Source organism: Kitasatospora sp. NBC_01539 (assembly GCF_045040525.1).
Classification (GTDB): domain Bacteria; phylum Actinomycetota; class Actinomycetes; order Streptomycetales; family Streptomycetaceae; genus Kitasatospora.
Genome location: NZ_CP109390.1, coordinates 1114660 through 1138871, shown reverse-complemented (window position 1 = coordinate 1138871; position 24212 = coordinate 1114660). Strand labels below are relative to the sequence as shown.

1 protein-coding gene is annotated in these 24212 nt (G+C 74.6%); it reads left to right on the top strand.

The window, feature by feature from the left end; genetic code table 11:
* Positions 1-48: 48 nt before the first annotated feature.
* Entirely contained in the window at positions 49-24210 is a 24162-nt protein-coding gene (locus OG335_RS04845) for a non-ribosomal peptide synthase/polyketide synthase (protein WP_405009735.1), read from the top strand.
* Positions 24211-24212 lie beyond the last annotated feature (2 nt).

The window sequence follows — 24212 nt, the reverse complement described above, 5'->3', positions numbered from 1 at the left end:
TCGGCGCGGCCCTGCGCGCCCGCCCGCCCACACTTCTGGAGGTACCCCATGTCCCGCCCGCCCCGCCGCGACGGCGACGTCCTGCCCCTGACCGCGGCCCAGCGGGAGATCTGGCTCGCCGAGCAGAGCTCCCGGACGGCGGTCCCGGGCTACCGCGTCGGTGAGTGTCTGGAGATCCACGGACCGGTCGATCCGGAGCTGTTCGAAGCCGCGCTGCGCCGGGTGGTCGACGAGGTCGACGCCCTGCACGTGACCTTCGTCGACGGCGGTGAGGGCCCGCGCCAGATCCTCCGCGAGACCTGGGACTGGGCACCCGCGCACCTCGACCTCGGCGCGGAACCGGACCCCCGGGCGGCGGCCATGGCATGGATGGAACGGGACCTGGCCCGCCCGCTGGACCTCACCCGGGACCCGCTGTTCGGCCACGCGCTGATCCGGCTGTCGCCGACCGAGTTCCTCTGGTACCTCAACTACCACCACGTGGTGCTGGACGCGATCAGCAGTTCCATGGTCCGGCAGCGGGTCGGCGAGGTGTACTCGGCACTGGCCGAGGACGTCGCGGTTCCGCCCTGCCCGTTCGGCCCGCTGCGGGACCTGGTCGACAGCGACGCCGCTTACCGTTCGTCGGCCGACTTCACCGCCGACCGCTCCTACTGGACCGGGCGCTTCGCCGACCTGCCCGCCCCGACCCGGCTCGCCGGCACCTCCGTGACCGACCCGCACCAGGCCCTGCGCCTGGCCGGGGAACGGGAACTGCGCAGCCCCGAGGCGCTGCGGGCGGCGGCGGGCCGGGCCGGTGTCCGGTGGTCCCGGCTGGTGGTCGCCGCGACGGCGCTCTACGCCCACCGGCTGAGCGGCGCCCGGGACGTGGTGCTCGCCCTCCCCGTCACCGCCCGCCGGGGCACCGACCGCCAGCTGATGTCCGTGCCCGGCACGATGTCCAACGTGGTGCCCCTGCGGCTGACCGTGCGACCGGACATGCCGTGGGGCGAACTCGTCGCACAGGTGGCGGGGGAGGTCGACGCGGCCGTCGCGCACGAGCGCTACCGCAGCGAGGACCTGCTGCGCGACCTCGGCGCGTCCGGCGGCATCGGGACGGCGTTCCCGCTGATCGTCAACATCATGGCCTTCAACGCCAGGCCGAGCTTCGCCGGGCACCCCGCCTCGGTGCACCACTTCGTGTCGGGGTCGACCACCGACCTGGCCGTCTGGGTGTTCGACTACCGGGACGGCAACCCCCCGCTGCTCAGGCTGCACGGCGCCCCGGAGGGGTACGGCGACGACGACCTCGCCGCACACCAGCAGCGGCTGCTCGCCCTGCTCGACGCCGTCGCGGACTGCGACCCGGACGAGACGGTCGGCAGGATCGGCCTGCTCACGGCGGAGGAGCGTGGTGAGTTGGCGGTGCTGGGTACCGGGCCGGTGGTCCGTGACGTCGGCGCGAGCCTGTCGGGGTTGTTCCGGGCGCAGGTGCGGGCGGTGCCGGATGCTCTGGCGGTGGTGGGGCCGGAGGTGTCGTTGACGTATGCGGAGTTGGATGCGCGGGCGAACCGGTTGGCGCACGCGCTGATCGGGCGGGGTGCGGGGCCGGAGCGGCTGGTGGCGGTGGTGCTGCCGCGTTCGGTGGAGCTGGTGGTGGCGATTCTGGCGGTGCTGAAGAGCGGTGCGGCGTACGTGCCGGTGGATCCGGGGTATCCGGCGGCCCGGGTCGGGTATCTGCTGGAGGATGCCCGGCCGGCTCTGGTGGTCACCGACACGGCGTCCGTGGAGCGGTTGCCGGGGGTGGGTTCCGTCGACCGGCTGGTGCTCGACGCCCCGGAGGCGGCCGCTCTGGTGGCGTCCTGCCCGGGGACGGACCCGATGGCGGTCGTCGACCCGAGCCACCCGGCGTACGTCATCTACACCTCCGGCTCCACCGGCCGGCCCAAGGGCGTCGTGGTGACGCACGGCGGCCTGCTCAACCTGCTCACCGACCTCCGGCAGGTGCACCTCCCACCCGTGGTCGACGCACGGCGGCGGCAGCGGGTGGCCCTGACCACGTCGGTGTCGTTCGACGCCTCGTGGAACCAGCTGCTCGCCCTGTTCGCGGGCCACGAGCTGCACGTCCTGGACGAGGCGACCTGGACCGACCCGGACGCCTTCGTCGATTACGCGCGGCGCTGCGGCCTGGACTACGTCGAAGCCACCCCCTCCTACCTGCACGACCTCGTCGACCACGGCCTGCTGGGCAGCCGGGGGTGGCGGCCGTCGGTGGTCGCCGCGGGCGGCGAGGCCGTCCCTGAGGGGCTGTGGGAGCGGCTGCGGGCGGCCGAGGGAGTGTCCTGCCTCAACCTCTACGGGCCGTCCGAGTGCACCGTCAACCCGGTGACCGCGTCCGTGGGTTCGAGCTCGCGCCCGGTCATCGGCCGACCCGTCACCAACACCCGGCTGTACGTGCTCGACGGTGCGCTGCAGCCGGTGCCGGCCGGTGTGCCGGGTGAGTTGTACATCGCCGGGGCGGGCCTGGCGCGCGGCTACCTGGACCGGCCGGGTCTGACGGCCGGGCGGTTCGTGGCGGATCCGTTCGGTCCGGCCGGGGATGGGCCCCTCCTGCCCGATGGCGGGCGAGGAGGGAGGATGTACCGCACCGGCGACCTGGTGCGCTGGAACGCGGACCGGAACCTGGAGTTCCTCGGCCGCACCGACGACCAGGTCAAGGTCCGCGGCTTCCGGGTGGAGCTCGGCGAGATCGAGGCCGTCCTCGCCGAGCACCCGCAGGTCGCCCGGGCCGCCGTGATCGTCCGGCAGGACCGGGCACAGGACCCCCGCCTGGTCGCCTACCTGCAACCCGCCACCGGTGCGGAGCTCCGGCCCGAGGAGCTGCGGGCGCACCTGCGCGAGCGGCTGCCGGACTACATGGTGCCCGCCGCGTTCGTCTGCCTCGACGTCCTGCCGCTGACCCCGAACGGCAAGCTGGACCGGCGCGCCCTGCCCGAGCCCGAGTCCACCGCGACGCCGACCGGCCGGGCACCCCACACCCCGCAGGAGCAGGTGCTCGCCGGGCTGTTCGCCGAGGTGCTGGGCCTGCCACGGGTCGGTGTCGACGACGACTTCTTCGACCTCGGCGGGCACTCCCTGCTCGCCACCCGCCTGGTCGCCCGGGCCCGCTCGGTGCTGGGCGTGGAGTTGCGGCTGCGCGACCTGTTCGACGCACCGACCGTCGCGGAACTGGCGGCGGCGGTGGACGTCGCGGGCCGGGCGCGACCCGCGCTCGCGGCGGGCGAGCGGCCCGAGGCGGTCCCGCCGTCCTTCGCGCAGCGCCGCCTGTGGTTCCTGCACCGCATGGAGGGCCCGAGCGCCACCTACAACATCCCGCTGGCGCTGCGGCTCTCCGGAAGCCTGGACCAGCACGCCCTGCAGGCCGCCCTGGCGGACGTGGTCGAACGGCACGAGAGCCTGCGCACCGTCTTCCCGGTGGTCGACGGCGTGCCGTGCCAGGTCGTGCTCGACCCCGACGCGGCCCGGCCGCGGCTGAGGGTGACCGAGACCGGCGAACACGACCTGGCGGACCGGCTGGCGGAGGCGGCACGGCACGGCTTCGAGCTCGCCGAGGAGCCGCCGCTGCGCGCCGAACTGTTCGAGCTCGGCCCCGAGCAGCACGTGCTGCTGCTGGTGGTGCACCACATCGCCGGTGACGGCTGGTCGACGGGTCCGCTCTCGCGGGACCTGGCGGCCGCCTACGCGGCCCGCAGCGAGGGGTCGAAGCCGCAGTGGCAACCCCTGCCGGTCCAGTACGCCGACTACACCCTCTGGCAGCGGGAACTGCTCGGTGACGCCACCGACCCGGACAGCCTGATCAACAGCCAACTGAACTACTGGCGCCAGCAGTTGGCCGACCTTCCCGAGCAGGTCGAGCTGCCCTTCGACCGGCCCCGGCCGACGGCGATGTCCTATCGGGGCGCCCAGCTGCCGGTGCGGATCGACGCCGAACTGCACCAGGGCCTGCGCGCCCTCGCCCGCGACGGCGGAGCCAGCCTCTTCATGGTGCTCCAGGCCGGCCTGGCCGCCCTGCTGGGCAAGCTCGGCGCCGGCACCGACGTCCCGATCGGCACACCGATCGCGGGACGCACCGACGAGGCCCTGGACGACCTGGTCGGCTGCTTCGTCAACACCCTGGTGCTGCGCACCGACCTGTCCGGCGACCCGTCGTTCACCCAACTGCTGGGCCGGGTGCGCTCCGACGCGCTGGCCGCGTACGCACACCAGGACGTGCCGTTCGAGCACCTCGTCGAGGCCCTCAACCCGACCCGGACGCTCGCGCACCACCCGCTGTTCCAGACCATGCTCACCCTGCAGAACACGCCGTCCGGCACCTTCGACCTGCCGCGGCTGCGGGTGGCGGCCGACCTGGTCCCCACCGGGACGGCCAAGTGCGACCTGACCTTCGTCCTGGCCGAACAGCCCGGCGCGGACGGCCTGTCGGGCGTGGTGGAGTACAGCACCGACCTGTTCGACGCGGCCACCGTCAGCGGGATCGTCGAGCGCTGGCTGCGGCTGCTGCGCGCCGTCGCCGCCGACCCCGACCGGCGGATCGGCCGGGTGGACGTGCTGTCCGCCGACGAACTCCGGGCCCTGCTGCCGACCGCCGCCGACCGGGCCGGGAAGCTCCCGGAGAACGGCCTGCCCGCGCTGTTCGAGCGGCAGGTGCGGGCGAACCCGGGCGCGACCGCCCTCACCGACGGCGAAGTCCACCTGACGTACGGCGAGTTGAACGCCCGCGCCAACCGGCTGGCGCACGCCCTGATCGACCGCGGGGTGGGGCCGGAGCAACTGGTGGCGCTGGCCCTGCCGCGCTCGGCGGAGCTGGTCGTCGCCGTGCTCGCGGTGCTCAAGGCCGGCGCCGCGTACGTCCCGGTGGACCCGGAGTACCCGGCCGCCCGGATCGCCTACCTGCTCCAGGACACCCGGCCCGCGCTGCTCGTGACGACGAGCCGGACCGGAGAGCTGCCGGGGGCCGAGCACGTGGACCGGCTGCCGCTGGACACCGCGGACCTGGACGGGCTGCCGGACACCGACCCGGCGGTCGCCGTCGACCCGGGCAGCGCCGCCTACGTCATCCACACCTCCGGCTCCACCGGCAACCCCAAGGGCGTGGTCGTCCCGCACCGCAACGTGGTGCGCCTGTTCGACACCACCCGGGAGCTGTTCGGCTTCTCCGCCGAGGACGTCTGGACGTTCTTCCACTCCTACGCCTTCGACTTCTCGGTGTGGGAGCTGTGGGGCCCGCTGCTGCACGGCGGCCGCCTGGTCGTCGTGGACCACGAGACCAGCCGCTCGCCAGGACGGTTCCTGGAACTGCTCGCCCGCGAGCGGGTGACGGTGCTCAACCAGACGCCGTCCGCCTTCTACCAGCTCATGCAGGCGGACGCGGAGGCCCCTGAGACGGGCCGCCGACTCGCCCTGCGCACCATGGTGTTCGGCGGCGAGGCGCTGGAGCACGCCCGGTTGGCGAGCTGGTACGACCGGCACCCGCAGGACGCGCCGCTGCTGGTCAACATGTACGGCATCACCGAGACCACCGTGCACGTCACGTACGCGGCGCTCGACCGCTCCGGCACCGCCGCCGGCCAGGTCGGCACACCCCTCCCGGACCTGCGGGCGTACGTGCTCGACGCCGGCCTGCGGCCGGTGGCCCCGGGCGTGCCCGGCGAGCTGTACGTCGCGGGCCCGGGCCTGGCACGCGGCTACCTGAACCGGCCCGGCCTGACCGCCGGGCGGTTCGTGGCGGACCCGTTCGGGCCGCCGGGGTCGCGGATGTACCGCAGCGGCGACGTCGTGCGCCGAGGGGCGGACGGCAGCCTGCGCTACGTCGGCCGCGCCGACCAGCAGGTGAAGGTGCGCGGCTTCCGGATCGAGCTCGGCGAGATCGAGGCGGCGCTGGCCGCCCATCCCGGCGTCGCCCAGGTCGCCGTCCTGGCCCGGCAGGACCGGGCCGACGACACCCGGCTGGCCGCCTACCTGGTGCCCGCCGCGGGCGCCGCGCCGAGCCCGGCCGACCTGCGGGCGCACCTGCGCGAGCGGCTGCCAGAGTACATGCTGCCGTCGGCGTTCGTCGCGCTGGACGCGCTGCCGCTGACCGTCAACGGCAAGCTGGACCACCGGGCCCTTCCCGCCCCCGACCTCGCCCCGGCGACCGCCTCCCGCGCGCCGCGCACCCCGCAGGAGCAGATCCTCTGCGAGCTGTTCGCCGAGGTCCTGGGCGTGGCGTCGGCCGGCGTCGAGGACGGGTTCTTCGACCTGGGCGGGCACTCGCTGCTCGCCACCCGCCTGGCCGCCCGGATCCGCGCGACGCTCGGCGTGGAGATGCCGCTGCGCGCCCTGTTCGAGGCGCCGACCCCGGAGGGCCTGGCCGCCGCCCTGGCGGCGGCCAGGCCTGCCCAGACCGCCCTGGTGCGGCGCGAGCGCCCCGCGGTGGTGCCGCTGTCCTTCGCGCAGCGGCGGCTGTGGTTCCTGCACCAGCTGGAGGGCGCCGGCGCGAACTACCACATCTCACTGGCCTGGCGGCTGTCCGGCGCACTGGACCGGCGGGCGCTGGAGGCCGCCGTGGCGGACGTGGTCGAGCGGCACGAGAGCCTGCGCACCGTCTTCCCGGCGGTGGACGGTGTGCCGCACCAGCGGGTGCTGGACGCGGTGGCGGCCCGACCGCGGCTACGCGTGCACCGGACCACCGAAGCCGAACTGCCGGCCGCCATGGCGGAAACGAAGGACCGCCTGTTCGACCTGGCGGCCGACGTGCCGCTGCGGGTCGAGCTCTTCGAACTGGCGCCGGACGAGCACGTCTTCCACCTGGTGCTCCACCACATCGCTGGCGACGGCTGGTCACTGGGCCCGCTCGTGCAGGGGCTGACCGCCGCCTACGCGGCGCGCCGCCGCGGCGAGGAGCCGCGGTGGGCACCGCTGCCCGTGCAGTACGCCGACTACACCCTGTGGCAGCACGAACTGCTCGGTGACGCGGCCGACCGCGGCAGCCTGTTCGCGGGCCAGGCGGACTACTGGACCCGGCAGCTGGTCGGCCTGCCGGAGCGGATCCAGCTGCCCACCGACCGGCCCCGCCCGGCGGTCGCCTCGCACCGGGGCGGCTCCGTGCGCGTCGGGCTGGACGCCGAACTGCACCGCGGCCTGCGCGAACTCGCCCGCGCGCACGGGACCAGTCTGTTCATGGTGCTCCAGGCCGGCCTGGCGACGTTGTTGAGCAAGCTCGGCGCGGGCGACGACATCCCCGTCGGCAGCCCCGTCGCCGGCCGCACCGACCAGGCGCAGGACGAGTTGGTCGGCTACTTCGTCAACACCCTGGTCTTCCGCACCGACACCTCGGGCGACCCGACGTTCACCGAGCTGCTGGGCCGGGTCCGGGACACCTCGCTGGCCGGATACGCCCACCAGGACCTCCCGTTCGAGTACCTGGTCGAGGTCCTGAACCCGTCCCGGTCGCTGGCGCACCACCCGCTGTTCCAGGTCATGCTGGTGCTGCAGAACGCGCCCCGGGCCGACTTCGCGCCGCCCGGGCTGCACGTCGAGGACCTGCCGTCGGCGTCGACCACCGCCAAGCTCGACCTGATCTTCACCATGTCCGAGCGGCACGCGCAGGACGGTCCCCTCGGGCCCGACGGCCAGGGAGGTGCCCCCACCCCGGGAGGGATCGAGGGGTCCGTCGAGTACACCGGCGACCTGTACGACCCGGACACCGTCGAGACGATGATCGGGCAGTGGGAGCGGCTGCTGCGGGCCGCGGTCGCCGACCCTCGGCGGCGGCTCAGCCGACTCGGCCTGCTCACGGCGGAGGAGCGTGGTGAGTTGGCGGTGCTGGGTGCCGGGCCGGTGGTCCAGGATGTCGCCGAAAGCCTGTCGGGGTTGTTCCGGGCGCAGGTGCGGGCGGTGCCGGATGCTCTGGCGGTGGTGGGGCCGGAGGTGTCGTTGACGTATGCGGAGTTGGATGCGCGGGCGAACCGGTTGGCGCATGCGTTGATCGGGCGGGGTGCGGGGCCGGAGCGGCTGGTGGCGGTGGTGCTGCCGCGTTCGGTGGAGCTGGTGGTGGCGATTCTGGCGGTGCTGAAGAGCGGTGCGGCGTACGTGCCGGTGGATCCGGGGTATCCGGCGGCCCGGGTCGGGTATCTGTTGGAGGATGCCCGGCCGGCTCTGGTGGTCACCGATACGGCGTCCGTGGAGCGGTTGCCGGGGGTGGGTTCCGTCGACCGGCTGGTGCTCGACGCCCCGGAGGCGGCCGCTCTGGTGGCGTCCTGCCCGGGGACGGACCCGATGGCGGTCGTCGACCCGAGCCACCCGGCGTACGTCATCTACACCTCCGGCTCCACCGGCCGGCCCAAGGGCGTCGTGGTGACGCACGGCGGCCTGCTCAACCTGTTCGCCAACCAGGGCCCGCTGGTCTCCCCGACGGGAGCGCGGGTACGGATGGGGCTGACCACGTCCGTGTCCTTCGACGCCTCCTGCGACCAGCTGTTCGCCCTCTTCGCGGGCCACGAGCTGCACGTCCTGGACGAGGCGACCTGGACCGACCCGGACGCCTACCTCGCGTACGCCGTGCGGACCGGGCTGGACACCGTCGGCGGCACTCCCTCCTACCTGCAGGTCCTCGTCGACCACGGCCTGCTGGACCACCCGCAGTGGCGCCCCTCGATGATCGGGCTGGGCGGGGAGGCCGTCCCCGAGCAGCTGTGGGAGCGGCTGCGGGCCGCCGGGGGAGTGTCCTCCGTGAACTACTACGGGCCGTCCGAGTGCACGGTGGACTCGGTCTTCGCGCCGCTGGGTTCGAGCCCGCGGCAGGTGATCGGCCGACCGCTCGGCGGAGTCCGGCTGTACGTGCTCGACGGTGCGCTGCAGCCGGTGCCGGCCGGTGTGCCGGGTGAGTTGTACATCGCCGGGGCGGGCCTGGCGCGCGGCTACCTGGACCGGCCGGGTCTGACGGCCGGGCGGTTCGTGGCGGATCCGTTCGGTCCGGCCGGGGATGGGCCCCTCCTGCCCGATGGCGGGCGAGGAGGGAGGATGTACCGCACCGGCGACCTGGTGCGCTGGAACGCGGACCGGAACCTGGAGTTCCTCGGCCGCACCGACGACCAGGTCAAGGTCCGCGGCTTCCGGGTGGAGCTCGGCGAGATCGAGGCCGTCCTCGCCGAGCACCCGCAGGTCGCCCGGGCCGCCGTGATCGTCCGGCAGGACCGGGCACAGGACCCCCGCCTGGTCGCCTACCTGCAACCCGCCACCGGTGCGGAGCTCCGGCCCGAGGAGCTGCGGGCGCACCTGCGCGAGCGGCTGCCGGACTACATGGTGCCCGCCGCGTTCGTCTGCCTCGACGTCCTGCCGCTGACCCCGAACGGCAAGCTGGACCGGCGCGCCCTGCCCGAGCCCGAGTCCACCGCGACGCCGACCGGCCGGGCACCCCACACCCCGCAGGAGCAGGTGCTCGCCGGGCTGTTCGCCGAGGTGCTGGGCCTGCCACGGGTCGGTGTCGACGACGACTTCTTCGACCTCGGCGGGCACTCCCTGCTCGCCACCCGCCTGGTCGCCCGGGCCAGGACGACCCTCGGGGTCGAGCTGGAGCTGCGCGCCCTGTTCCGCACCCCCACCGTGGCCGGGCTGGCCGCCGGGCTGGGCGGCGCGGACCGGGCCCGGCTCGCCCTGGAGCGGGCGGAGCGGCCCGCGACGGTGCCGCTGTCGTCCGCCCAGCGGCGGCTGTGGTTCCTGCGCCAACTGGAGGGCGCGGACTCGGTCTACAACATGCCGCTCGCGTGGCGGCTCACCGGACCGCTGGACCTGGCGGCCCTGGAGGCGGCGCTGGGCGACCTCGCCGACCGGCACGAGACACTGCGCACGGTCTTCCCGGCCGTGGACGGCGTGCCCCACCAGCAGGTGCTGGCCGTCGGGGAGGCGCGGCCCACACTGGCGGTCACCCCGACCGACGAGCGGTCCCTGCGGGAGCTGCTGGCGGGAGCCGCCGCGCGCGGATTCGACCTCGCGGCCGAACCGCCGCTGCGCGCCGAGGTGTTCGAGCTCTCGGCGGACGAGCACGTGCTGCTGCTGGTCATGCACCACATCGCGGGCGACGGCTGGTCGCTGGGCCCGCTGGCCGCCGACCTGGCCACCGCGTACGCGGCGCGCCGCCGGGGCGAGGAGCCGGGGTGGGCGCCGCTGCCCGTGCAGTACGCCGACTACACCCTGTGGCAGCAGCGGCTGCTCGGCGACGCGGCCGACCCGCACAGCCTGTCCGCCCGTCAGACGGCCTACTGGACGAGGACGCTGGCGGACCTGCCGGAGCAGATCCGGCTCCCCGCCGACCGGCACCGTCCCGCGGTCCCCTCCCACGCCGGCGGCCACCTGGCGGTCGAACTGGACGCCGACCTGCACGCCGGACTGGTCAGGCTGGGCCGGGAGCACGGCGCCAGCGTCTACATGGTGATGCAGGCCGCCCTGGCCTCGCTGCTGGACAAGCTCGGCGCGGGCACGGACATCCCGGTCGGCAGCCTGATCGCCGGCCGGACCGACCAGGCGCTGGACGACCTCGTCGGGTTCTTCGTCAACACCCTCGTGCTCCGCACGGACACCGGCGGCGACCCGTCCTTCGCCGAACTGCTGGTCCGGGTCCGGGAGGCCGCGCTCGGCGCGTACGCGCACCAGGACCTGCCGTTCGAGCACGTCGTCGAGGCGCTCAACCCCTCCCGCTCGCTGGCCCGCCAGCCGCTGTTCCAGGTGCTGCTCGCGCTGCAGAACGTGCCCGGCACCGAGTTCGCGCTGGACGGCCTGGCCGCCGAGATCGTCCTGGTGCGGACGCCGACCACGATGTTCGACCTCGGCTTCCACCTGCTGGAGCGCGGCGGCACCGGCGGCCCGGCCGAGGGCATCGTCGGACGGGTCGAGTACAGCACCGACCTGTTCGACCCCGCCACGGTGGAGGCCCTGGTCGCCCGGTGGCTGCGGCTGCTGGCGGCGGTCGTCGCCGAACCGCAGCGTCCACTGAGCCGGATCGACGTCCTCACCGCCGAGGAGCGGCACGAGCTGCTGGTCGCCCGCAACGACACCGGCCGTCCGGCTCCCGAGACCACCCTGCCCGCGCTGTTCGAGGCGTGGGCGCGGGAGACCCCGCAGGCCCCGGCGGTCGTCCTCGGGGACACCGTCCTGACCTACCGCGAGCTGAACCGTCGGGCCAACCGCCTGGCCCACGCGCTGATCGCGCGCGGCGTGGGCCCGGAGCAGGTCGTCGCGCTGCGGCTGCCGCGCTCGGCCGAGCTGGTGGTCGCCGTCCTCGCGGTGCTCAAGACGGGCGCGGCGTACCTGCCGGTCGACCCGGACTACCCGGCCGCCCGCATCGCGTACATGCTGGAGGACGCCCGCCCCGCCGTGGTGCTCGACGACCCCGCGGCCGCCACCCCGGCCGGGGACCTGCCGGAGCACGACCCGGCCGTCCCCGTGGACGCCCGGCACCCGGCGTACGTCATCTACACCTCCGGTTCCACCGGCCGTCCCAAGGCCGTGGTGATGCCCGCCGCCGGACTGCTGAACCTGCTGGCCTGGCACCACCGGACCGTCGGCGGCGAACCGGGCACCCGCACCGCGCAGTTCACCGCGATCAGCTTCGACGTCTCGGTACAGGAGGTGCTGTCCGCGCTGCTGTACGGCAAGACCCTCGTGGTGCCGACCGAGGAGCAGCGTCGCAGCGCCGAGCTGTTCGCGCACTGGCTGGACCGGCACCGGGTCGAGGAGCTGTTCGCCCCCAACCTGGTGGTCGAGGCGCTGGCCGAGGCCGCCGAGGAGGCCGGGCTGGACCTGCCGCACCTGCGGCTGGTCGCCCAGGCCGGCGAGGCGATGCGGCTGGGCGGTGCCGTGCGACGCTTCCGGGCCCGCCGACCGGGCCGGGTGCTGCACAACCACTACGGGCCCGCCGAGACCCATGTCATCACCGCCTACGCGCTCCCGGCCGACCCCGACTGCCCGCTGCCGGTCCCGATCGGCCGACCGATCACCAACTGCCGGGTGTACGTGCTGGACCAGGCCCTGCGACCGGTCGCCCCGGGCGTGCTGGGCGAGCTGTACCTGGCCGGAGCGGGCCTGGCCCGCGGTTACCTGAACCGGCCCGGGCTCAGTGCCGGGCGCTTCGTCGCCGACCCGTTCGGTCCGCCCGGCACGCGGATGTACCGCACCGGCGACCTGGTGCGCTGGCGCGCCTGGGGGTCCCCCCGGCCGGAGGCCGGGGGAGGCGAGCTGGAGTTCGCCGGCCGGGTGGACCACCAGGTCAAGGTCCGCGGGTTCCGGGTCGAACCGGGCGAGATCGAGGCCGAGCTGACCGCGTACCCGGGCGTCGCCCAGGTCGCGGTGCTCGCCCGCGAGGACCGGCCGGGGGAGACCAGGCTCGTCGCGTACGTCGTCCCCTCGGACGGGAGCGGGACGACCGCGGCGGCACTCGCCGCGTACCTGCGCGAGCGGGTGCCGGACTACCTGGTGCCGTCCGCGTTCGTGCTGCTGGACGCGCTGCCGCTGACCCCGAACGGGAAGCTGGACCGGGCGGCGCTGCCCGCGCCGGAGCCCGGTGCGGCGGCAGGCGGCCGGGCGCCGCGCACGCCGCAGGAGCAGATCCTGTGCGCGTTGTTCGCCGAGGTGCTGGGCCTCGCCCGGGTCGGCGTCGACGAGGACTTCTTCGCGCTGGGCGGCCACTCCCTGCTCGCCACCCGGTTGGCCTCCCGCGTCCGGGTGACCCTCGGGGTCGAGCTGGAGCTGCGCGCCCTGTTCCGCACCCCGACCCCCGCCGGGCTGGCGTCCGGACTGCACGACGCCGGCACCGCCCGGCAGGCCCTGGTGCCCCGGCCCCGCCGCGAACCGATGCCGCTGTCGTTCGCCCAGCGCCGGCTCTGGTTCCTCCAGCAGTTCGGCATGCCCAGCGCCACCTACCACATGCCGCTGGCCCTGCGGCTGTCCGGCGACCTCGACCGGGCCGCGCTGGACGCCGCGCTCGCGGACGTGGTGGCCCGGCACGAGACCCTGCGCACGGTCTTCCCGCACACCGCCGGAATCCCGCACCAGCGGGTGCTGGCACCCGCCGAGGCCGCCGTCCCGCTGGCCGTGCGCGCGGCCGCCGAGGCGGAGGTGCCCGCCCTGCTGCGCGAGGCGGCGGTGCGCGGCTTCGACCTGACCTCGGACGTGCCGCTGCGGGCGGAGCTGTTCGAGCTCTCGGCGGACGAGCACGTGCTGCTGCTGGTCATGCACCACATCGTCGGGGACGGCTGGTCCATGGGCCCGCTGGCCCGCGACCTGGCCGCCGCCTACACCGCCCGGCAGGGCGGCCGGGCACCGGAGTTGCCGCCCCTGCCGGTGCAGTACGGCGACTACACCCTGTGGCAGCACGAGATCCTCGGCGACGAGCACGACACCACCAGCGTGTTCGCCCGCCAGGTCGGCTACTGGAGGCAGGCGCTGGCCGGACTGCCCGAGCAGCTGCAGCTGCCCGCCGACCGGCCGCGCCCGGCCACCATGTCGTACGGCGGCGACCTGCTGGAGCTCCGGATCGACGCCGAACTGCACACCGCGCTGGTGGAGTTGGCGCGCCGCTCGGGGACGACCATGTTCATGGTGCTGCAGGCGGCGCTGGCCGCGCTGTACACGCGGTTGGGCGCGGGCACGGACATCCCGATCGGCAGCCCGGTCGCCGGCCGCACCGACGAGGCGCTGGACGACCTGGTCGGGTTCTTCATCAACACGCTGGTGCTGCGCACGGACACCGGTGGCGACCCGTCCTTCGCCGAACTGCTGGGCCGGGTGCGGGAGACGGCGCTGTCGGCGTACGCGCACCAGGACGTGCCGTTCGAGCACCTGGTGGAGGCACTGAACCCGTCCCGCTCGCTCTCCCACCACCCGCTGTACCAGACCGGGCTGGTCGTGCAGAACGCGCCCGGTGGCGACTTCGACCTGCCCGGCCTGAAGGTCTCCGGGATGGCCGTGCTCACCGGGACCGCCCGCCTCGACCTGACCTTCGGGTTCGCGGAGGAGCACGCCCCCGACGGCACGCCGGCCGGACTCAGCGGCGCGGTCGAGTACAGCACCGACCTGTTCGACCGCCCGACGGTCGAGGCCCTGGCCGCCCGGTGGCTGCGGCTGCTGGCCGCGGTCGCCGCCGCGCCCGACCGGCCGATCGGCGGGATCGACCTGCTGTCCGCCGAGGAACGCCGCGAGCTGCTGCCCGCCGCCGAGGCCGGGACGGCCGGGGCGAGCCTGCCGGAGCTGTTCGCGGCGCGGGTGGCGGCGACGCCGGACGCGGTGGCGCTGGTGGGCGACGGCGATGAACTGACGTATCGTCAGTTGGATGTGCGGGCGAACCGGTTCGCGCATGCGCTGATCGCCCGTGGGGTGGGGCCGGAGCGGGTGGTGGCGGTGGCGCTGCCGCGGTCGGTGGAGTCGGTGTTGGCGGTCCTGGGCGTGCTGAAGGCCGGGGCGGCGTACCTGCCGGTGGATCCGGCGTACCCGCGGGCGCGGATCGCGTACATGGTGGAGGACGCCCGTCCGGCGCTGGTGGTCGACGACCCGGCGATGGTGAACGAGGGCGACTGGCCGGAGAGCGACCCGCAGGTCGTGTTCGACGTCCGGCACCCGGCGTACGTGATCTACACCTCGGGTTCGACCGGCCGCCCCAAGGGCGTCGTGGTGAGCCACGCCGGCGTGTCGGGCCTGGTGGCGGCGCAGGCCGAGCGGCTCGGCGTGGCGCCGGGCAGCCGGGTGCTCCAGTTCGCCTCGCCCAGCTTCGACGCGTCCTTCTGGGACCTGTGCAGCGCGCTGCTCACCGGTGCCGCCCTCGTCCTGGCACCCGCCGAGTCCCCGCTGGAGGCCCTGACGGACCGCCGGCTGGACGTCACCCACGTGACGCTCCCGCCTTCGGCCCTGGCCGCGCTGGAGAGCACCGACCTCACGGCCACCACCCTGGTGGTGGCGGGTGAGGCGTGCCCGCCGGAGCTGGTGGCGCGGTGGGCGCCCGGTCGGCGGATGATCAACGCGTACGGTCCGACCGAGACCACGGTGTGCGCGACCATGAGCGACCCGCTGTCCCCGGGCTCCGGCGTGCCGTCGATCGGCCGGCCGGTCGCGGGCTTCCGGGTGTACGTCCTGGACGACCGGCTGCAGCCGGTACCGCCGGGCGTGGTGGGGGAGTTGTACGTCGCGGGCGCGGGTCTGGCGCGCGGCTACCTGGACCGGCCGGGCCTGACGGCCGGGCGGTTCGTCGCCTGCCCGTTCGGCACGGAGGGCGCGCGGATGTACCGCACTGGGGATCTGGTGCGGCGCCGGGCCGACGGGCAGTTGGAGTACGTCGGCCGCGCCGACGACCAGGTCAAGGTCCGCGGCTTCCGCGTCGAACTCGGCGAGGTCGAGGCCGCACTGGCCGGGCACCCCGCCGTCGCCCAGGCCGCCGTCCTCGCCCGGGACGACCGGCTCGTCGGCTACGTGACGGTCCGTCCGGGCCGGTCCGTCCGTTCCGCAGAGCTGGCGGCGCACCTGCGTGAGCGGCTGCCGGACTACCTGGTGCCGACCGTCCTCGCGGTGCTGGACGCGCTGCCGCTGACGCCGAACGGGAAGCTGGACCGGGCGGCGCTGCCCGCGCCCGAAAGCGCCCACACCGGCAGCGGCCGGGCGCCGCGCACTCCGCAGGAGCAGATCCTCGCCGAGCTGTTCGCCGAGGTGCTCGACGTGCCACGGGTCTCGGTCGACGACGACTTCTTCGACCTGGGCGGGCACTCCCTGCTCGCCACCCGGCTGGCCGCCAGGGTGCGCTCGGTGCTCGGCGTGGAGCTCGGGCTGCGCACCCTCTTCCAGGCACCCACCGTGGCCGGCCTGGCCGGGCAACTGGCCGGGGCCGGTCGCACCCGCCCGGCACTGACCGCGCAGGAACGGCCCGAGGCGGTGCCGCTGTCCTTCGCCCAGCGCCGCCTCTGGTTCCTGCACCGCATGGACGCCGCCGCCGCGACCTACCACATCCCGCTGGCACTCCACCTGACCGGAACGCTCGACCGGCCCGCGCTGGACCAGGCGCTGGCCGACGTGGTGGCCCGGCACGAGAGCCTGCGAACGGTGTTCTCCGAGGTCGACGGCGTACCCTGCCAGCGCGTGCTGGACCCGGACGCGGTCCGCCTCCGGACCCGGCCCACCGCGGTGACGCAGGACGAACTGCCGCAGCGGCTCGCCGAGTCCGCCCGGCAGCCCTTCGACCTGGCGACGCAGCCGCCGTTGCGGGCGGAGCTGTTCGCCCTCGCGCCGGACGAGCACGTGCTGCTGCTGGTCATGCACCACATCGCCGCCGACGGCTGGTCCACCGGGCCGCTGGCCCGCGACCTCGCCGAGGCGTACGCGGCCCGCTGCGAGGGCCGGACGGCGGACCGGGCGCCCCTGCCGGTGCAGTACGGCGACTACACCCTGTGGCAGCGCGAGCTGCTCGGCGACGCTGCCGACCCGCACAGCCGGTTCGCCGAGCAGCTCGACTACTGGAAGCGGCAGCTGTCCGACCTGCCGGAGCTGCTTCCGCTGCCCGCCGACCGGCCGCGCCCCGCCGTCGCGGGCTGGCACGGAGACCACCTCGGCCTGGAGCTCGGCGCCGAACTGCACGCCGCACTGGTGGAGTTGGCGCGCACCACCGGCACGAGCCTGTTCATGGTGCTGCAGGCGGCGCTGGCCGCGCTGTACACGCGGTTGGGCGCGGGCACGGACATCCCGATCGGCAGCCCGATCGCGGGGCGCACGGACGAGGCGCTGGACGACCTGGTCGGGTTCTTCGTCAACACGCTGGTGCTGCGCACGGACACCGGTGGCGACCCGTCCTTCGTCGAACTGCTGGGCCGGGTGCGGGAGACGGCGCTGTCGGCGTACGCGCACCAGGACGTGCCGTTCGAGCACCTGGTGGAGGCGCTGAACCCGTCCCGCTCGCTCTCCCACCACCCGCTGTTCCAGACCATCCTGGCCGTGCAGAACGCGCCGATGGGCCGCTTCTCGCTGCCCGGTCTGGACGTCGCCACCTACGCGGTCGCGACCGGAACCGCCAAGTTCGACCTCGGCGTGAGCATGGTCGAGCAGTTCGGCCCGGACGGGAGCCCGGCAGGCATCGCCGGCGCGGTCGAGTACGCCACCGACCTGTTCGACCGCTCGACGGTCGCAGCCCTGGTCCGGCGCTGGACGCTCCTGCTGGAGGCCGTCACCGCCGACCCGGAGCAGCCGATCGGAGGGATCGACCTCCTGGACGCCGACGAGCGGAACCGGCTGCTGGAACGCGACAACGCGACCGCCCGGAACGTGAACGCCGTCCCGGTGCCACAGGCCTTCGCGGCGCGGGTGGCGGCGACGCCGGACGCGGTGGCGCTGGTCCGTGGTGACGTCGAGTTGACGTACGCGGAGGTGGATGTGCGGGCGAACCGGTTCGCGCATGCGCTGATCGCTCGTGGGGTGGGGCCGGAGCGGGTGGTGGCGGTGGCGCTGCCGCGGTCGGTGGAGTCGGTGGTGGCGGTCCTGGGCGTGCTGAAGGCCGGGGCGGCGTACCTGCCGGTGGATCCGGCGTACCCGCGGGCGCGGATCGCGTACATGGTGGAGGACGCCCGTCCGGCGCTGGTGGTCGACGACCCGGCGATGGTGAACGAGGGCGACTGGCCGGAGAGCGACCCGCAGGTCGTGTTCGACGTCCGGCACCCGGCGTACGTGATCTACACCTCGGGTTCGACCGGCCGCCCCAAGGGCGTCGTGGTGAGCCACGGCGGTGTGGCGAGTCTGGTCGCCGCCCAGATCGAGCGCTTCGCGATCGAACCCGACAGCCGGGTGCTCCAGTTCGCCTCGCCCAGCTTCGACGCCTCGGTGTCGGAGATCTGCACCGCCCTGCTGGGCGGCGCCACCCTGGTGCTGCCCCCTGCGACCGATCCGCTCGCCGCACTGACCGACCCGGCCCTGCGCGTCACCCACGCGACGGTGCCCCCGTCCGTCCTCGCCGCCGTGCCGGACGGCTCGGTGACGGTGTCGACGCTGGTGGTGGCGGGTGAGGCGTGCCCGCCGGAGCTGGTGGCGCGGTGGGCGCCCGGCCGGCGGATGATCAACGCGTACGGTCCGACCGAGACCACGGTGTGCGCGACCATGAGCGACCCGCTGTCCCCGGGCTCCGGCGTGCCGTCGATCGGCCGACCGATCGCCAACGCCCGGGTGTACGTCCTGGACGACCGGCTGCAACCGGTACCGCCGGGCGTGGTGGGGGAGTTGTACGTCGCGGGCGCGGGTCTGGCGCGTGGCTACCTGGACCGGCCGGGCCTGACGGCCGGGCGGTTCGTCGCCTGCCCGTTCGGAGCTGGTGGGCCCCTCCTGCCCGACGGCGGGCAAGGAGGGAGGATGTACCGCACCGGCGACCTGGTACGGCGCCGGGCCGACGGGCAGTTGGAGTACGTCGGCCGCGCCGACGACCAGGTCAAGGTCCGCGGCTTCCGCGTCGAACTCGGCGAGGTCGAGGCCGCACTGGCCGGGCACCCCGCCGTCGCCCAGGCCGCCGTCCTCGCCCGGGACGACCGGCTCGTCGGCTACGTCGTCCCGCGCCAGGACGCGGCCCGGGACAGCGGGCTGGAGGCGGACCACGTGGGCGAGTGGCAGGACATCTACGACGCCCTGCCCATCGCCCCCGAGGAGGCCGCCTTCGGCCAGAACTTCGTCGGCTGGAACAGCAGTTACGACGCGAGCCCGATCCCCGTCGAGCAGATGCGGGAGTGGCGGGACGCCACCGTGGCCCGCATCCTGGCCCTGCGCCCGCGCCGGGTGCTGGAGGTCGGCGTCGGCACCGGTCTGCTGCTCTCGCAGGTCGCGCCGCACTGCGAGACCTACTGGGCGACCGACTTCTCCGCCACCGCGATCGACGCCCTGAGCGCCCAAGTGGCTAGGGAGGAGCGGCTGGCCGGGCGCGTGGTGCTGCAGACCCGGCCGGCGCACGACACCGACGGGCTGCCGGCCGGGGAGTTCGACACCATCGTGGTCAACTCGGTGGTTCAGTACTTCCCGTCCGCCGACTACCTCGCGGACGTGATCGGGAAGCTGATGCGGCTGCTCGCCCCCGGTGGCGCGCTCTTCGTCGGAGACGTCCGCAACCTGCGGCTGCTGCGCCCGCTGGCCACCGCCGTCCAGCTGCACCGCACCGGCGACGGCGCCGACCTCGCGGCGGTGCGCCGCGCGGTGGAGCAGGCCGTCCGGGTGGAGAAGGAACTCCTGGTCGACCCGGACTTCTTCACCGCCCTGCGCGAGCACGGCCCGGACATCGGGGCGGTGGCGGTGGAGGTCAAGCGAGGACGCCACCACAACGAACTGACCCGCTACCGCTACGACGTGACGCTGCACAAGCCGCCGGTCGCCCCGGCGGCCCGGGGCCGGACCGTCGAGCTGGCATGGGGACGGCAGGTCGCCGGACTGGACGAGCTGCGCGAACTCCTCGCCCAGCCGCCCGCCGAGGTGCTGCGGATCACCGGGGTGCCGAACCGCCGCGTCGTGCGGGAAGCCGCCCTGGCCCGGGCCGTGCAGGACGGCGACGGGACGCTCGCCGAGCTGCTGGAGCGGCTGCACGCCCCGGAGGACGGAGACCTCCCCGACCCGGACGACTTCCACGCCCTCGGCGCGGAGTTCGACCGCCGGGTGGGCGTCACCTGGTCGGCCACCGCGGCCGACGCCCTGGACGTCGTCCTCGCCGACCCGCGGACTCACCACGGCTCCCCGGCCGTACCGTTCCCGTCGGCCGGCACCGCCGGCCGGGCGCTGTCGGCGCTGACCAACCGCCCGGTCGGCAGCCGCGGCACCGGCACCCTGCTCGGCGAACTGCGTGACTGGCTGCGCGGGCGGCTGCCCGACCACCTGGTCCCGGCTGCGTTCGTGGCGCTGGAAGCACTGCCGCTGACGGCCAACGGCAAACTCGACCGCCGGGCCCTGCCCGCCCCCGACCCCGGCCCGGCCGGAGCCGGGCGGGCGCCGCGCACCCCGCAGGAACAGCTCCTCGCCGAGCTGTTCGCCGAGGTGCTCGGCCTGGCCCAGGTCGGCGTCGAGGACAGCTTCTTCGACCTCGGCGGGCACTCGCTGCTGGCGACCCGCCTCGCCTCCCGCGTCCGGGCGACCCTCGGCGCGGAGCTGGAGGTCCGCACCCTGTTCGAGACCCCGACCGTGGCCGCCCTGGCGGCCCGCCTCGACGGCTCCGGCACGGCGCGGCCCACGCTCACCGCCCGGCCCCGCCAGGAGCGCGTCGAACTGTCCTTCGCCCAGCGCCGCCTGTGGTTCCTGCACCGGATGGACGGGCCGAGCGCCACCTACAACATGCCGCTCGCGCTGAGCCTGACCGGTCGCCTCGACCGGCCGGCCCTGCACGCCGCACTCGCCGACGTGATCGCCCGGCACGAGAGCCTGCGAACGGTCTTCCGTGAGACCGACGGCGTCCCGTACCAGGTCGTGCTGGACGCCTCCCAGGCCCGTCCGGCGCTGCCGGTGGTCGAGCTCGACGAGAGCCGGCTGGCCGATCGGCTGGCGGCCGCCGCCCGGCGCGGCTTCGACCTGGCCACGGAACCACCGGTGCGGGCCGAGCTGTACGCCCTCACCCCCGACCGGCACGTCCTGCTGGTCGTGGTGCACCACATCGCCGCCGACGGCTGGTCGATGGGGCCGCTCTCCGGCGACCTCGCGACCGCCTACGCGGCGCGCTGCCGGGGCGAGGAGCCGCAGTGGCCCCCGCTGCCCGTGCAGTACGCGGACTACACGCTGTGGCAGCGCGACCTGCTCGGCGACACCGCCGACCCGGACAGCCTGTTCGCCCGCCAACTCGGCTACTGGAAGGGCGAGCTGGCCGACCTGCCGCAGCAGCTGCAACTACCCGCCGACCGGCCCCGGCCGCCGGTGGCCTCCCAGCGGGGCGACCGGGTCGTGGTCCGGATGGACCCCGAACTGCACCAGGCCCTGCGGGATCTGGCCGCCGCGCGCGGTGCCAGCATGTTCATGGTGCTCCAGGCCGGCCTCGCCGCGCTGCTCACCCGGCTCGGCGCCGGCACGGACATCCCGATCGGCAGCCCGATCGCCGGCCGTACCGACCAGGCGCTGGACGAGCTCGTCGGGTTCTTCGTCAACACCCTGGTGCTGCGCACCGACACCGGCGGCGACCCGTCCTTCGCCGAACTGCTCGGCCGGGTCCGGCAGAAGGCGCTCACCGCGTACGACCACCAGGACGTGCCGTTCGAGTACCTGGTCGAGGTGGCCAACCCGGTGCGGTCGCTGGCCCACCACCCGCTGTTCCAGGTCATGCTGGCCCTGCAGAACGCGCCGCTCGGCGAGTTCGCGCTGCCGGGGCTGGAGACCGGCCACCTGGAGGCGCCGACCGGGACCTCCCGGGTCGACCTGACGTTCAGCCTGGCCGAGCAGTTCCGCCCGGACGGTCCCCCCGGGCCTGGCGGCCCGGGAGGTGCCCCCATCGCGGACGGCCTGGTCGGCGCGGTGGAGTACGCCACCGACCTGTTCGACGGGCCCACCGTGGAGCTCCTGTTCGAACGCCTGGCCCGCCTGCTGCGCGCGGCCGCCGCCGACCCGGACCGGCCGATCAGCCGGATCGACCTGATGTCCGGTGCGGAACGCCACCGCCTGCTGCACGGCTTCAACGACACCGCCGCACAGCTGCCGACGGCCCCGCTCCCGGAGCTGTTCGCCCACCAGGTGCGGGCCAGCCCGGACGCACTCGCGGTCGTGGCGGGCGGTACCGGGCTGACCTACGCGGAGCTCGACCGGCGGGCCGGCCGCCTGGCGGGGACGCTGGTCCGCCACGGCGTGCGGCCGGAGACGCCGGTCGCGGTCATGCTGCCCCGCTCGGCGGAGCTGGTCGTGGCGATTCTGGCGATCGTCAAGGCGGGCGGCGCCTACGTGCCGCTGGACCCGCGTTTCCCCTCCTCCCGGATCGAGCTGATCATGCGGGAGAGCGGAGCCGCCCTGGTGCTCACCCCGGAGGTGCTCACCGCACTGGAGCAGTCCGCGGCCGCCGACCCGTCCGACGCCGAAGTCCCCTGCGAAACCGACCAGTTGGCGTACATCATGTACACCTCCGGCTCCACCGGGCGGCCGAAGGGCGTGGCCGTCACCCACCGCGACGTCGCGGGCCTCGCACTGAGCTCCGAATGGCGCGGCGGCGGGCACGAGCGGGTACTGATGCACTCCCCGACGGCCTTCGACCTCTCGACCTACGAGCTGTGGGTGCCGCTGCTCAACGGAGGCCGGGTCGTGGTCGCCCCGCCCGAGCAGCTCGACCTCGACCTGCTGCAGCACACGATCGCCACGCACGGGGTGACCGGACTGTGGCTGACCGCCGGACTGTTCCGGCTGGTCGCCGAGGAACGCCCGGCCCTGCTCGCCGGGGTGCGCGAGGTGTGGACCGGCGGCGACGTGGTCTCCCCGGCCGCCGCCGCCCGGGTGCTCGCCGCCTGCCCCGGCATCGAGGTGGTCAACGGCTACGGGCCCACCGAGGCCACCACCCTGGCCACCCGCCACCTCGTGAACGACCTCCCCGAGAACGCCGCGACCGTGCCGATCGGCGGCCCGATGGCGAACATGCGCACCTACGTGCTCGACGACCGGCTGCAACCGGTGCCCACCGGCATGGTCGGCGAGCTGTACCTCGCGGGGACGGGCGTGGCCCGCGGCTACCTCGGCCGACCCGGCCTGACGGCGGAGCGCTTCACCGCCGACCCGTACGGGCCGGCCGGACGCCGGATGTACCGCACCGGCGACCTCGCCCGGTGGCTTCCCGACGGGACGCTCGACTTCGCCGGACGCGTCGACCACCAGGTCAAACTGCGCGGTCTGCGAATCGAGCCCGGAGAGATCGAAGCCGTCCTGGCGGCCTGCCCCGACATCGCCCAGGCGGCGGTGGTCGCCCGCGAGGACCGGCCGGGCGACAAGCGGCTGGTCGCCTACCTGGTGCCCGCCCCCGAAGGCGGGCCCGAGACGGCCGAACTGTCCACCCGGCTGCGCCGCGACCTGCCCGACTACATGGTGCCGGCGGCGTTCGTCGTCGTGGACGCGCTGCCGCTGACCGCCAACGGCAAGCTCGACCGGGCCGCCCTGCCCGCCCCCGACTACGGAGTGTCGAGCGCCGGACGCGGCCCCCGGACGCCGCAGGAACAACTGCTGTGCGGCCTGTTCGCCGAAGTCCTCGGCCGGGAGCAGGTGGGCATCGACGACGGCTTCTTCGACCTGGGCGGGCACTCGCTGCTGGCCGCCCGGTTGGCCTCCCGGGTCCGCGAGACCCTCGGTCTGGAACTGGGGCTGCGGATGCTGTTCGAGGCGCCGACCGTGGCCGGGCTCACCGAACGCCTCGCCATGGACGACCAGGCCGACGCACTGGACGTGCTGCTGCCACTGCGCTCGACCGGGCCGGACACCCCGCTGTTCTGCGTCCACCCCGGCGGCGGCATCAGCTGGTCCTACAGCGGGCTGCTGAACCACCTCGGCCCGCAGCACCCGGTCTACGCGCTCCAGGCGCGCGGCCTCGGCCGGCCCGAACCGCTGCCGACCTCCTACGAGGGGATGGCGGCCGACTACGCCGACCACGTCCAGAAGGTCCAGCCGCAGGGCCCGTACCTGCTGCTCGGCTGGTCCGCGGGCGGACTGATCGCCCACGCGCTGGCCTGCGAACTCCAGGCGCGCGGCGAACGGACCGCACTGCTGGCGATCCTCGACGCCTACCCGGTGAAGGACGTGCGGTTCGAGGAGGAGCCGGTACCCACCGTGCGGGACGTGCTCGTCGGGGTGCTCGACGTCGACCCGGACGAACTGGGAGACCGGGAGATCACCTACGCCGAGGTCGCCGAGGTGCTGAACCGGCGCGGCAGCGCGCTGGCCGGCCTGAACGAGCGGCAGATCGAGGTGATCGTCCAGATCATGATCAACAACGCGAAGCTGGCGGTCGACTTCGTCCCCGGCCGGTACGACGGGGACCTGCTGCTGTTCAACTCCACGATCGACCGGGGCGACGACGACGCCGGTCCGGAGGTCTGGCGCCCGTACATCGCGGGCCGGATCGAATCGCACGAGATCACCACCCGCCACGACCAGATGACCCAGGCGGGCTCGCTGGCCCAGATCGGACCGATCCTGGCCGCCAGGATCGCCGGCGCCACCCGCGACGCCCGTGACACCACCCTTTCCCCCCAGGAGGACTGACC

Excerpts from the sequence above, each read along its gene's own strand:
- OG335_RS04845 (WP_405009735.1), top strand. The coding sequence starts at position 49 with ATGTCCCGCCCGCCCCGCCGCGACGGCGACGTCCTGCCCCTGACCGCG.